Genomic DNA, 12,405 nt, shown 5'->3' with positions numbered 1-12,405 from the left:
CCCCCTCGAGGGCCTGGCTGGTCTGGCCGTGCAGCACCCGCAGGGTGTCGGGGCCGTCGAGCCGCAGCAGGCCCACCGGCCGCGACCAGCGGCTCGCCTCCGGTGGCGTCCAGCGCCAGGGATCGGCCGCAGCCGGCATCGGGTCGGGGGAGAGGGCCATGGCGGAGCGGGTCGCGGGGTTCAGCCTGTCGCGGGTTCAGCCTGCCGTGGGATCAGCCTGCCGCGCCGTCCAGCCCGGCGGCCGTGGCGGCGACCTCCTCGAGCAGGAACAGGCTGCGCAGGTCGAGGCCCGCTTCCTCCATCGCCTCGGCCCCGCCTTCCTGGCGATCGACGATCGCCACCACCCGCTCCACGGCGTAGCCCGCCTCCTGCAGTTGGGCCACGGCCTTGAGGGCCGAGCCGCCGGTGGTGACCACGTCCTCGAGGACCGTGATCCGGCTCCCGGCCGGTGGCAGGGGGCCTTCGAGCCAGGCGCCGGTGCCATGGCCCTTGGCTTCCTTTCGCACGATCAGCGCATCGAGGTCGCGGCCGGCCAGGGCGGCCTGCAGGGCCACGGCGCTCACCAGGGGATCCGCCCCGAGGGTGAGCCCCGCCACCGCGGCGGCTTCGCCCTCCACCAACTCCAGCATCAGGCGGCCCAGCAGGGCCAGGCCGGTGCCGCTCAGGCTCACCGGCTTGCAGTTGACGTAGTGCGGGCTGCGGCGGCCCGAGGCCAGGGTGAAGTCACCCAGCCGGTAGGCCCGCTCCGCCAGCAGGGCGAGCAGGGCGGAACGCTGTTGGCTGGGGCTGGAGGGCAGGGTGACCATCGACGGGGGGCGGCGTTGGGGGGGCGGCGTTGAGGGAGCGGCGGCGCAGAGGGGGCCGATGCGGAAGGCCATGGATGGGCGAGAGCGTCAGAGGTCGCTAACGTGCGCTCATATCGCCCCGGAGCTGGGCCCGCAGACCCCATGACAGCACCGATCCTGGCAGTGCCTGCCCCCCCCGCTGCGAGTCTCACCGCGGGCCTCACCCTGGGCCTCACCGCCCTGCTCCCCTTTGCCGTCCTGGCCCCCGCCCTCGCCGGGCCGGTCCTCTGCACCACCACCCTCGAAGCCCCCATCCCCGGCTCGGCCGGCACGGGGCCGGTGGAGGTCACCCGTTGCGGTGTGACGCGCTCCGCCCCCGAGCTGATGGAGCAGCGCTTCTACAGCTTCTCGGCACCCTTCGCCCAGGGCGTCAACCTGCTGCACCAGATCACCGACCCCCTCGGTCTCTCGATCCCCGGCCGCGATGGCGGCAGGATCGTCGCCTTCGGCTTCCCCGACCAGAACATCATCTGGGACGGCACCGCCATCGAGAACACCGCGTCGGTGATGCTGACGGATCAGAGCGGTCTGATGCCCCAGCGCACCGCCGACATCACCAACGGCTTCAGCACCAGCCTCGGGGCGGGGGCCGCCACCCCCACCTACGTCCGGCCGCCGGCCGGCACCACCTGGACCCCGCCGATCCGGGGCCTCTGGTGACGCCTCCACCCAGGCGGTGGCTCGTCCCCCGGGGGTCTAGCAATCTGGTGAATGCAGCGAACTCATAATTCGCCTTAGGCGAGTTCGATCCTCGCGACCCCCATCCCCTCCGCCCCGTCGTGAACTGCAGGACGTTTTATCTTTCCGGCGGTCGAGGCTCCAGGGCCATCTTTTGACTCTGACCATAAGCTCATGGCCCTGACTAGGGCTGACAGAATGATGTCCACCAACTTGTAGTCAGGGTGGTCATTCCGTATCGATTCTTCAATCTTGAAGTGTATTGATCGGACCCCTCGGAACGGCGGGTAACGATCAGTGTCAGTGCCTTCGGCGCACGTATCCCCCCTCTCTCTCCGCTTGAGGCTATTTCTCATGAGTCCATCCGGTGCGAGTGACATGTCAACGGTTCTCGTGTACGAAGATATTGTTACTGTGCCCTATTCAAATTTGCATAGCGATGGGAACCGAGGGCATGTCGGCGGTCCTGTCTGGCCGGACTGGGACGACATCTCCCTCGCCCGGCACTTCTGGGGCGCCGAGGCGATCGACGAACGGCCTGCCCCGCAGGTGCCTGAAGTGGTGCTGGAGGGTGGCAACTTCTTCTGGGCCGGGCCGATCCAGGACCATTTCGGTCACCAGGTTGTCGAGTTTTCTATGCGTATCCCCTTAGCGCTCCTGCAGAACCCGAATGCGACGCTGGTGTTCTCAGCCTGCCTTGGCAGCCGAAACTTCGAACTGGCGACGACGCCGCCCTTGTTTCGCGCGATTCTTGACTGGTTCGGCGTGCCGCCAGAACGGGTCCTGATCGTCGACCGACCCACCCTTTTCCGCCGGCTCCACGTGGCGCCCCAGGGTGAGCGCCTGCTGCGTCCCGACGCATCAGCGCCCGCTGACCTGGTCGCATCCGCCCCTGGCGCCGCCCACCTCAAGGCGCTGACCGATCACGCCCGTCGCCAGCTTGGGACGCCGGCACGCAAGGGGATCGTGTTTGTCTCGCGTTCAGGTGTCCGAACCTCCATTGCAGGAGAATCGGACCTTGACATTCTGTTTGAGCTGGCCGGCGCTCGGGTCTTCCGTCCTGAGCAGGTTCCGTTGGCGGAGCAGCTCGCCACCTATGCCTCGGCCGCGACTTTGGTCTTCGTCGACGGCTCCGCAGCCCACGGTCTGCAGCTGATGGGCAGGAACATCGGCAAGGTGATCCTGATACGCCGCCGCGCCGGCAACTCTTTCGGCAGCAATTTCATCCCCCCTCGTGCCGAAGACTTCGCCTCGTTGGATGCGGTGCGCGGCGAAATCACCGGGGTCTGCAGCAGCATCCCTCGCCTGCCGGTCACACTGGCACTGGGGTTGATGGATATCGACCGATTGCTGGAGGAGCTGGCCGCCGAGGGGGCGGACCTGCGCCCCTACCTCGACCGCCGCCGATTCCTTGAAGCCGAGGCGCGTGATCTACGGCGCTGGTTTGCGACCTCCGGGCTGCATATGCGCAACCTCGACCGTCGCTCCAATCTCGCGGTGGCGCAGTCACTTGTGCTGTATCGCCCGGCCGGCTGGGCCAGCCTGCTGGGGCGCATCGCCTACGGCGGCGCCGCCCGACAACTGCGACGCCGATGGAGTTCCCGTCGTTGATCACGGCGAGAGCTGTAAACTGCCTCAGGCTTGACCGACTTCGGCGGACAGGGTCGGCGGTTGCTCAGCCTGAGGCGGAACGACTTGCCGGGCGGCACCATACATCCGCGTCCCTTTGTTGGGCGCGATCCTCGCGACCCCCATCCCCCTCACTCCCCCCACATCCGCAGCAGGTTGGTGTAGCTGCGGGTGAGCAGATCGAAGATCTCGTCCTTGCCCTGCGTCTGGAAGAGGGCACGGCGGGCGGTGTCGAGCTCGAACAGGAGTTCGCGTCGGTCGCTGCGGCGGACGCGGCTCTGGATCCAGCCCAGGGCCACCAGCCGCTCGCCCCGGGTCACGGGCTCCACCCGATGCAGCAGGGAGCTCGGATACACCAGGGCATGGCCGGCCGGCAGCCGCAGGGCGCTCTCGCCCCCCGGATCCTCCAGCACCAGCGCCCCGCCGTCGTACTGCTCGGGTTCGCTTAGGAACAGGGTGAACGAGAGGTCGGAGCGGCCGCCGGCCATGAAGGCATTGTCGACGTGGCGGCCATAGCCCTCGCCGACGCCGCAGCGGCTGAAGCGCAGGCTGTGCAGCCGCACCGGCAGGGCCGCCGCCTGCAGCAGCGGATGCTGGAGCAGGTGGTCGCTTAGGGCGGAGGCGAGGGTCTGGTGCAGGGAGGATCCCGGGTCCAGCTGGCGGTTGCGTTTCACGTCCCGGGCGTGCCACCCGGCCGTTTCGGCCCCGTCCCTCCAGGGGGCGTCCTCCGCCAGCAGGGCCTGCCGCAGCTCGCCGACCTGGCCGCTGCTCAGCAGAGGTTCAAGACGGAATTGCATCGTCCGGCTCTCCGCTGCCCCAGAATTCTCACCCCATCCATCACGGTGCAGGCCATGGCCCGATCGAGCATCGCCCTGTTCCTCGTCACCACCGGACTGCTCACGGCCACCATGGGCTGCGCCCAAGGCCCCGCATCGAAGGACCAGGAGGGCGGCGAGAACGGCGTCAGCGCCCCCGCCCCGGAGCGGCCGGCCCCCGGGCAACCGGAGGGGGCCGAGAGGGACGGCGATGGGGACGCTGGCGAGGGAGGAGAGGGGGGCGAGGGCGGCGAAAGCTGAGCCTGGCGGCGGGGCCTAACCTTCAGCCACGACACCCCACCGATGCGTTTCCTGGTCCTGGCGATCCTGTTGGCCCTGCTGGCCTTCTTCGCTGCCGGGGAGCTTGCGCTGATCCGTCTTCGGCCCAGCCGCGTCCAGCAGCTCGAGGAGGCGGAGGAGCCCGGCGCCCGTTCCGTGGCCCGGCTCCAGCACCGCCTGCGCAGCGTCCTGGTGGCCACCCAGCTGGGCCTGGTGCTGGCGCTGCTGGCCATGGGCTGGCTGGCCCGGGGGCTGGCGGAGCAGGTGGCCGGCTGGATGGGCTCGGGCGAGCAGGCCTGGATCGATGCCGGGGTCTTCCTGGTGCTGGCCCTGCTGGCCACCCTCCTGGGCGGTCTGGTGCCCAAGGCCTGGGTGCTGCACCGTCCCGAAGGCTCGGCCCTGCGGCTGGCGCCCCTGCTGGAGTCGCTCACCCGCACCCTGGCACCGTTGCTGCTGCTGATCGAGCGCTTCAGTGGCGGTCTGCTGCGGCTGCTGGGGCTGCCCCGCAACTGGGATGAACTGGTGCCGGTGCTCTCAGCCGGAGAGCTGGAGACGCTGATCGAGAGCGGCAGTGTCACCGGCCTGATGCCCGACGAGCGCAGCATCCTCGAAGGGGTCTTCTCCCTGCGGGACACCCTGGTGCGGGAGGTGATGATGCCGCGCTCCGGCATGGTCACCTTGCCGCTGGATGTCACCTTCGCCCAGATGATGGAGGCGGTCCATGCCAGCCAGCACGCGCGCTTCCCCGTGATCGGCAGCTCCCTCGACGACGTGCGCGGCATGCTCGACCTGCGGCGGCTGGCCGAGCCGATCGCCCGGGGCCTCCTCCACCCCGACACGGCCCTGGCCCCCTGGATCCTGCCGGTGGCCCAGGTGCAGGAAAGCGCTTCCCTGGCGGATCTGCTGCCGCTGATCCGCAGCGGCCAGCCCCTGCTGGTGGTGGTGGACGAGCACGGCGGCACCGAAGGGCTGGTCACCGTGGCCGACCTCACCGGCGAGATCGTCGGCGAGGACGAGAACCCCCTGGAGACGGCCCAGGACCTGCTGCCCCTGGTCGACGGCACCTGGTCGGCGGCCGGGGATCTGGAGATCGTCGAGCTCAACCGCCAGCTGGGCCTGCAGCTGCCGGAAGCGGACGGCCACCACACCCTGGCCGGCTTCGTGCTGGAGCGGCTGCAGCACATCCCCTCCCCTGGGGAAGGGCTGCGCTGGCAGGGCGTCCGCTTCGACGTGCTCACCATGGATGGCCCCCGCATCGAGCGGGTTCAGATCACCCTCGCCAGCACGGACGGAACCTGATCATCGATAATGCGCCCACCTGCTCCGCCCCTGCCATGAACCCAGTGCGCGTGGGTGTCATCGGCATCGGCAACATGGGCTGGCACCACGCCCGGGTGCTGAGCCTGCTGCGCGATGCCGAGCTGGTGGGAGTCGCCGACCCCGATGAGGCCCGCGGCCGGCTGGCGGTGGAACAGTTCGACTGCCGCTGGTTCCCCGCCTACGAGGAGCTGCTCGCCGAGGTGGAGGCCGTCTGCATCGCCGTGCCCACCCTGCTGCACCACCGGGTCGGCATGGCCTGTCTGCAGGCGGGGGTGCACGTGCTGATCGAGAAGCCGATCGCGGCCACCCAGGAGGAGGCCGCCGACCTGATCGGCGCGGCCGAGGTGGCGGGACGCCTGCTGCAGGTGGGCCACATCGAGCGGTTCAACCCCGCCTTCCGGGAGCTGCTGCGGGTGGTGGCCAACGAGGAGGTGGTGGTGCTCGAGGCCCGGCGCCACAGCCCCAACGCCGACCGGGCCAATGACGTCTCGGTGGTGCTGGATCTGATGATCCACGACATCGATCTGGTGCTCGAACTGGCCGCCTCCCCGGTGGTGCGGCTCGCGGCGGCCGGCGGCCGCAGCTCCGATGGCCCGATCGACTACGTCAACGCCACCCTTGGCTTCGCCAATGGCGTGGTGGCCAGCCTCACGGCCAGCAAGATGGCCCACCGCAAGATCCGCAGCCTCAGTGCCCACTGCCGCAGCAGCCTGATGGAGACGGATTTTCTCAACCGCAATCTGCGTATCCACCGGCGCTCCCATGAATCGGTCAGCGCCGACCACGGCGAGCTGCTCTACCGCAATGACGGCTTCATCGAAGAGGTGAGCACCACCTCGATCGAGCCCCTCTACGCCGAACTCGAGCACTTCCTCCAGTGCGTGCGCGGCCGGGAGACTCCGGCCGTGGATGGCCTGCAGGCCTCCCGGGCCCTCCAGCTGGCCGACCTGATCGAGCAGTGCGTCGAGCAGCCCAACCTGTGCATGGCCCTGGAGGCCCCCATCTAGACACCCGCCGCCGGGATCATCGCGGCAGGGGCCGCGTCCCGGTCGGCCAGCTCCTGCAGGGCCAGCAGCTGCCAGCGGCGGCAGTCGGCGGGGGAGGAGCGGTAGAAGAGATCCCAGGCCTCCGCTTTGTGGGGGCCGTAGGCGTCGCTGGGCACCTCGGGATGGCGCTGCTGCCAGCCCACCCGCACGGCGTGGCCGATCACCACATCCAGGGCCAGATCGTCGTCGAACTGGACCTGGGGGTTGGCGGCCACGAAGGCCATCAGGGTGAGCAGGGTCTCGATGCAGAGCCGGCGGTACTCCGGGGCTTCGATCTTGCTGAGCAGGTGCTCCACCAGGATCGCGAAGTTCTTCTCCCCCGGCGTCTTCTCACGCAGCAGGGGGGCGCTCTCCAGCCGGTTGCGCCGCTCCAGCTTGTCGCCGATCACCAGGCCCCGGCAGTGGTGCAGCAGGTCCCAGATGCCCGGGTAGAACTCCTTCGGTACCCGCTGCAGGGCCCCGAGCCGCATGCGGTGCTGCAGCCAGCTGCCGTCCTTGGGCAGTTCCGCCAGAGGGTCGGGCACCTCCCAGCGCACCCTCCCGCGCAGGTGCAGCTGCTCCTTGCGCTGCAGGGAGGCCCGGGCGTGCTCCACGTCGGCCAGCACGGCCTGCAGCCGGCGGCGGATGGCATGGGGCGGCAGGGCGCAGAGGGCCTCGAAGGCCTCGCTGGGGCTGAGGTTGGCCTCCGCCGCCAGCTCGCCGGTGAGCAGCAGCAGGAACTGCCCCAGCTGCAGGGTGAGGCTGCCGCTGAGCAGATCCACGTCGGAGCGGGCCAGGGCGTCGATGGCCAGCAGGAGCTCCTGCTGCAGCATCCATTCGCGGCCGTCCTCGCCGCTGAAACGGCGCACCATCGCCGCGATCGCCAGGCTGCCCTCCGGGTGGCTGAGGAGCGAATCGTGGGTGTAGTTGCGGCCCACCACCACCTGCTTCTGGCGCAGCAGCAGGTCGGTGAGGGCATCCTCCAGCTGGGGGTGCACCAGACCCATGGCGCCGGCGGCGCGGCGCACCACGCTCCAGTCGGCGTCGGCCAGGCCGCGGCGGTAGACCTCCTCCAGCAGCACCATCAGCCGCACCCCCGGGCCGCTGCGGGGTCCCTGCAGGCGGGCATTGGGGCCGAGCCGGCGGCTCAGCAGCTCCAGCACCTCGGCCTGTTCCTCCAGGGAGCGGCTGGCCCAGAGCCTGTCCACCAGATGGGCCAGCGGCACGTCCTCCAGCTCCTGCTCCTGGCGGGCGGTGAGCGGCTGGTGGCTGGAGCTGGGCGGCAGCAGGGTGTGGCCGTCCGGCACCAGGTCGCAGGCCGCCAGCGACTGGGGCGGCAGGTCGACCAGGCTGGCCAGCGGCACCAGCTCCTCCAGCGACACCAGCCGCACCGGCACCGCGCCCAGCTGGCCCTGCTGCAGATCGCGGCCCAGGTTCAGGAAGGCGTCGGGGTCGCGGCGGAAGGGGCCGGCGGCCACCGGCACGGGCAGCAGCGGGGCGCCGGAGCCCCGCCAGTGGCGCTGCAGCACCCGCACCTCGGTGGCCACCGTGTCCACCAGGACCTGGGCATCGTCGGCCAGGTAGAAGGTGTCCTCCTCCAGCACCGCCGGCAGGAAGCCGATCAGTTCGCCGTCATGGCGGTAGAGCCGGGCGGTGGCCTGGGTCTCCATGCGCACCGGCGGATGGCCCGAGAGCCCCAGGCGGCCGTTGGCGCCCACCGTCGCCAGGCGCCGGGCCAGCTCGCGGGAACTGGCCACCCGCAGGGGGGACGCCCCGTCCGATGGTCGCCGCACCGGCAGGCCGGCCTCCTCCAGGGCGGTGGCGATGGTGTCGTCGGCCGGAGCCAGGGCCACCAGCACCTCCTCGGCTCCCGGCGGGCTGGGGTGGCGGCGCCCGCTGGGATCGAGATCCTCGGCCGTGATCAGGCCGTGCAGCAGCAGATCTGATAGCCAGGTGAGGCTCTGGGTCCAGAGCAGGGGGACGTTCTCATTGGGGACGCGGATCTGGCTGCCCGGCTGGCGCTGCTCGGCCTCGATCAGCCGCTCCGGCACCAGGTACAGCTCCGGCAGCAAAGCCTCCCCATCGACCGACACGCTCAGTTCCTCCAGCTGCTGCCGCCAGAGGCGGGCTTCCTGCCAGCGGCCCTCACAGCAGGCGGTGATCAGCTCGTAGGCCAGGAACAGGGGCCATTCGCATTCGATGTGCTCAAACTGGGCCAGCTCCTCCCGTTCGTAGTGGAGCCGGGTCACGTCCTCGATCACGGTCTGGTGGCCGTCGCGCCGGAAGCGCTTGTAGCCGTACGACCCCGCCAGTTCGCTGCGTATCTTCTCGCGGGTGCGCGCCACCAGCGCCGGATCCTCCACGGCCCAGGCGGGGTAGCCGATCACCGAGAGGCAGGCGCTGTCGGCCTCCTTGCTGGCCGACTCCCTAGGCAGCAGCCCGCGCAGGGCCCGCCTGAGCCGCACGATGGCGTCATGGGGGATGGTCAGGCAGCTGCTGCCGGCGCCATGGGGGCCGAAGAGGTCCAGACCCACCAGGGTCTCGAGGGCGGCCTTCACCATGCCGATCGAGCTGGCGTTGCGCTCCGGCTGGCCGTGGTTGCCCTTGTCGCCCCGCTCCCAGATGCCGTAGTCGGCCACCCGGTAGGCCCGTGCCACGTAATAGACGAGGTTCTGGAGGAAGTCGCGCTCGTGGCTGGTCTGCACGATCACCAGGCCCGAGCGGGTGAGCTGGGCGAGCTGCAGCAGGAACAGGGCCGTGGCGTCGAGCTGCAGATGGCCCCAGCCGTCGTCGGCCACCACCGGATCCCCCGTGGCGGTGTCGAACTTGGCGTGGATGGCGTCGAGGCGCTCGAGGCTGGTCTTGAAGCGCTCCACCTTCGCCGACTGGCGCATCATCGAGCGCATCAGCCCCCGCATCAGCTGCAGCACCCGCTGCTCCAGCTCGAAGCTGCGGCGGCAGGGCCCCTGCAGCCGCCGGTGGGCCAGGGACAGGCCCCAGACGCACTGGATGGAGTAGACGCAGTCCCGCACCCAGGCATCGCCGTAGTTGCCGTGCACGGTGCTGGCGGTGCTGGCGGGCAGCAGACCCGTGATCGGATGCTGGCGCCGCAGGACGACGTGCTCGATGCTGCGGTCGAGCCGTTCGAGCAGCTCCCTGGCCTCCGCCTCGTCGGTGGGAGGGGCGGGCGGATCGATCACGCCCCTGTCGCCATTGCTCGCGGTGCTCATCATGGTCGCGTCAGGACGGGGCGTGCCGGAGGAGGCGGCCGTGGAACCAGGCCATAGATTCTCCCCGCCGTCGATCCTTCCCATGGCAGCCCTCGCGACCACGCCGGTTCGTGCCCGTGTCCTGGGCATCCCTGTGAATGTAAGCAACGACGTCTTCCGGGACGCCGTGGCTCTGCACGCGGCCGGCGGCGGCCAGATCGTCACCCTCAATGCGGAGATGACCATGGCGGCCCGGGCGGATCCCGCCCTGGGGGCGGCGATCGAGGCGGCCCGGATGGTCATCCCCGATGGGGCCGGTGTGGTGTGGGCCCTGGGGCGGCAGTCGCACCGGGTGCGCCGGGCCCCGGGCATCGAGCTGGCCCGCCGCCTGCTCGACCATGCGGCCGCCAGCGGCTGGCGGGTGGCCCTGGTGGGGGCGAGTCCGGCGGTGATGGATCAGCTGCGGGATCGTCTGCTCCACGATCTGCCCGGGCTGAAGCTCGTCTTCAGCGCCCACGGTTACCAGAGCGCGGACGCCTGGCCCGGGCTGGAGCACCAGCTGCTGCAGTGTCGGCCCGATCTGGTGCTGGTGGCCCTGGGGGTGCCGCGCCAGGAGACCTGGATCCAGGAGCTGCCCGGTCCTCGCAGCGGCCTCTGGATGGGGGTGGGCGGCAGTTTCGACATCTGGGCCGGCACCAAAAAGCGGGCCCCCGCCTGGATGGGGGCCCTGCACATCGAGTGGCTCTACCGGCTGATCAAGGAGCCCAGCCGCTGGCGGCGGATGCTCTCGCTGCCGGCCTTCGCCTGGGCGGTGCTGCGGGAGCGCCGCTGATCAGCGGAAGCCGACCGAGGCCTGCCAGACGAAGGCCAGCAGCAGGAAGAACAGGGGAATGATGGGCAGGATGTCCACCAGGGGGCCGAAGGCCTGGTAGGCCTCGGGCAGCTGGGCGAGGGTATGGGGCGCGTAGCTGGCCAGCAGGGAGAGAGCCATGCCTGGGGGAGAACCATTGCAATGGCCGGAACCTACCACGTGTGGGCAGCCGGGGAGTCGGGCTCCCAGGGAGCGAAATCCTCTGAAAAGCATCCTTCGCCGATGGCCTGGGCCATGGCGGTCGTGAAGCGCAACAGGGTGGTGAGGTTGTGCAGGCTCAGCAGGGTGCGGCCCAGTAGTTCGTCGCTGCGGAACAGATGGTGCAGGTAGCTGCGGCTGTGGTGCCGGCAGGCCAGGCAGCCGCAGCTGGGGTCGAGGGGGCCGTGGTCGTGACGGAAGCGGGCATTGCGCAGGTTCCAGCGCTCGCCCCCCACCAGGGCGGTGCCGTGCCGGCCCAAACGGGTGGGCAGCACGCAGTCGAACAGGTCGAAGCCGTTGGCGACCGCGATCGCCATCTCCCGCAGGCTGCCCACCCCCATCAGGTAGTGGGGTCGCTCCTGTGGCAGCAGGGGACCCACCTGCCGCACCACCCGGTGCATCTCCTCGGCGGGCTCGCCCACGCTCACCCCGCCCACGGCGATGCCGGGCAGGTCCATCGCGGCCACCACCTTCGCCGAGGCCTCGCGCAGATGGGGGAAGCAGCCCCCCTGCACGATCCCGAACAGGGCCTGGTCGCCGCCGCCGTGGCAGGCGACGCAGCGCTCCAGCCAGCGGTGGGTGCGGCGGCAGGCCTCGGCCACCGCCGCTTCGCTGGCGGGATAGGGCGGGCACTGATCGAAGGCCATGGCCACGTCGGCCCCGAGAGCCCGTTGGATGGCCATGGAGCGCTCGGGGGTCAGGTCGATGCGCGAGCCGTCGCGCGGGGAGCGGAACACGACGCCGTCGTCGTCGATCCGGTTGATGGCGTCGAGGCTGAACACCTGGAAGCCGCCCGAATCGGTCAGCAGGGGGCCGTCCCAGCCCATGAAGCGGTGCAGCCCACCGGCCTCCGCCACCACCGATTCTCCCGGCTGCAGATGCAGATGGAAGGTGTTGGCCAGGACCATCCGGGCCCCGGTCTCCCGCAGCTGGGGCGTGCTGACGCCCTTGACGGTGGCGGCGGTGCCCACCGGCATGAACCGGGGCGTGTGGACGGGGCCGTGGGGGGTGGTGAAGCAGCCGCAGCGGGCCCGGGTCCGCGGGCAGCGGGCGGTGATCGTGAAGTCGAAGGTGATGAGGCCGCAGCGGCTCTGCGCTGACGCTAGGCGCCGCTGCTGCGACGCTACCCGGGGTTCCCACCTCTCCACCTGCACCGCCACCGCCGCCGCCCTGCCCATGCCCCGCCTGAGCGCTCCACCGTGGCTGCGGGATCTCGCCGGGGCCTGGATCTTCTATTCGGTGCTGCCGGCCTGGCCGGCGCCGGCGCCCCGCTTCGAGCGGATCGCCCGCTTCGCCCCCTGGATCGGCGCCGTTCTCGGCGCCTTGCAGGGGCTGCTCTGGTGGGCCCTGGAGGGGCGGGTCCCGCTGCTGGCCCAGGTGGCGCTTGTGCTGGCGCTCGGCCTGTGGCTGAGCGGCGGCCTGCACATGGACGGGGTGATGGACAGCGCCGATGGCCTGGCGGCGGGGGACCGCTGCCTGGAGGCGATGGCCGACAGCCGGGTGGGGGCGAGCGGCGTGCAGGCCCTGGCGCTGGTG

General features: G+C 70.6%; 12 protein-coding genes and 1 tRNA gene. 8 read left to right on the top strand and 5 right to left on the bottom strand.

Annotation, left to right across the window (positions count from 1 at the left end; all coding sequences use genetic code 11):
- Positions 1–212: 212 nt before the first annotated feature.
- Positions 213–806 (bottom strand): orotate phosphoribosyltransferase, encoded by a 594-nt coding sequence (gene pyrE, locus VB737_RS02635; RefSeq protein ID WP_500310892.1) that lies wholly within the window; start codon positions 804–806, stop codon positions 213–215.
- A gap of 141 nt (positions 807–947) precedes the next feature.
- Between pyrE and VB737_RS02630 the strand changes: the two genes are divergently transcribed.
- From VB737_RS02630 to VB737_RS02620, 3 genes are all read left to right on the top strand, one after another.
- Positions 948–1,505, top strand: a complete 558-nt coding sequence (locus VB737_RS02630; RefSeq protein WP_500310888.1) for an Occludin/ELL family protein — start codon at positions 948–950, stop codon at positions 1,503–1,505.
- 30 nt (positions 1,506–1,535) lie between these two features.
- Positions 1,536–1,608: transfer RNA gene (locus tag VB737_RS02625), tRNA-Ile, on the top strand.
- A 293-nt stretch (positions 1,609–1,901) separates the two neighbouring features.
- Positions 1,902–3,134: a glycosyltransferase family 61 protein gene (locus VB737_RS02620; protein ID WP_500310886.1), complete on the top strand. Its 1,233-nt coding sequence runs from the start codon at positions 1,902–1,904 to the stop codon at positions 3,132–3,134.
- 149 nt (positions 3,135–3,283) lie between these two features.
- On the opposite strand, the gene VB737_RS02615 is transcribed toward VB737_RS02620, so the two are convergent.
- Positions 3,284–3,949, bottom strand: a complete 666-nt coding sequence (locus VB737_RS02615; RefSeq protein ID WP_500310884.1) for a Fe2+-dependent dioxygenase — start codon at positions 3,947–3,949, stop codon at positions 3,284–3,286.
- Positions 3,950–4,003: 54 nt separating this feature from the next.
- Between VB737_RS02615 and VB737_RS02610 the strand changes: the two genes are divergently transcribed.
- The 3 genes from VB737_RS02610 to VB737_RS02600 are packed head-to-tail and all read left to right on the top strand — an operon-like array spanning position 4,004 to position 6,573.
- Positions 4,004–4,228, top strand: coding sequence for a hypothetical protein (locus VB737_RS02610; protein WP_500310882.1), 225 nt, complete (start codon positions 4,004–4,006; stop codon positions 4,226–4,228).
- 42 nt (positions 4,229–4,270) lie between these two features.
- Positions 4,271–5,545, top strand: coding sequence for a hemolysin family protein (locus VB737_RS02605; RefSeq protein WP_500310880.1), 1,275 nt, complete (start codon positions 4,271–4,273; stop codon positions 5,543–5,545).
- Between the two features lie 35 nt (positions 5,546–5,580).
- Positions 5,581–6,573, top strand: coding sequence for a Gfo/Idh/MocA family oxidoreductase (locus VB737_RS02600; protein ID WP_500310879.1), 993 nt, complete (start codon positions 5,581–5,583; stop codon positions 6,571–6,573).
- Here the strand turns inward: VB737_RS02600 and VB737_RS02595 are convergent.
- Positions 6,570–9,824, bottom strand: coding sequence for a glycoside hydrolase family 15 protein (locus VB737_RS02595; RefSeq protein ID WP_500310877.1), 3,255 nt, complete (start codon positions 9,822–9,824; stop codon positions 6,570–6,572). The two genes, VB737_RS02600 and VB737_RS02595, sit on opposite strands and share 4 nt — an antisense overlap.
- Positions 9,825–9,903: 79 nt before the next feature.
- On the opposite strand from VB737_RS02595, the gene VB737_RS02590 reads away from it, so the two are divergent.
- Complete coding sequence (locus tag VB737_RS02590; RefSeq protein ID WP_500310875.1) at positions 9,904–10,632, top strand: WecB/TagA/CpsF family glycosyltransferase; 729 nt, start codon at positions 9,904–9,906, stop codon at positions 10,630–10,632.
- On the opposite strand, the gene VB737_RS02585 is transcribed toward VB737_RS02590, so the two are convergent.
- Positions 10,633–10,791 (bottom strand): photosystem II reaction center protein K, encoded by a 159-nt coding sequence (locus tag VB737_RS02585; protein ID WP_015109656.1) that lies wholly within the window; start codon positions 10,789–10,791, stop codon positions 10,633–10,635.
- Positions 10,792–10,823: 32 nt separating this feature from the next.
- Positions 10,824–11,945: a tRNA guanosine(34) transglycosylase Tgt gene (gene tgt / locus VB737_RS02580; protein WP_500310890.1), complete on the bottom strand. Its 1,122-nt coding sequence runs from the start codon at positions 11,943–11,945 to the stop codon at positions 10,824–10,826.
- A gap of 100 nt (positions 11,946–12,045) precedes the next feature.
- Between tgt and VB737_RS02575 the strand changes: the two genes are divergently transcribed.
- A partial coding sequence (locus VB737_RS02575; protein WP_500310872.1) for an adenosylcobinamide-GDP ribazoletransferase occupies positions 12,046–12,405 on the top strand: 360 nt, incomplete at its 3' end.

Source organism: Synechococcus sp. BA-120 BA3 (genome assembly GCF_034931285.1).
Classification (GTDB): Bacteria; Cyanobacteriota; Cyanobacteriia; order PCC-6307; family Cyanobiaceae; genus Cyanobium.
The sequence above is the reverse complement of the archived record's forward strand: the minus strand, read 5'-3'. Positions and strand labels throughout refer to the sequence as shown.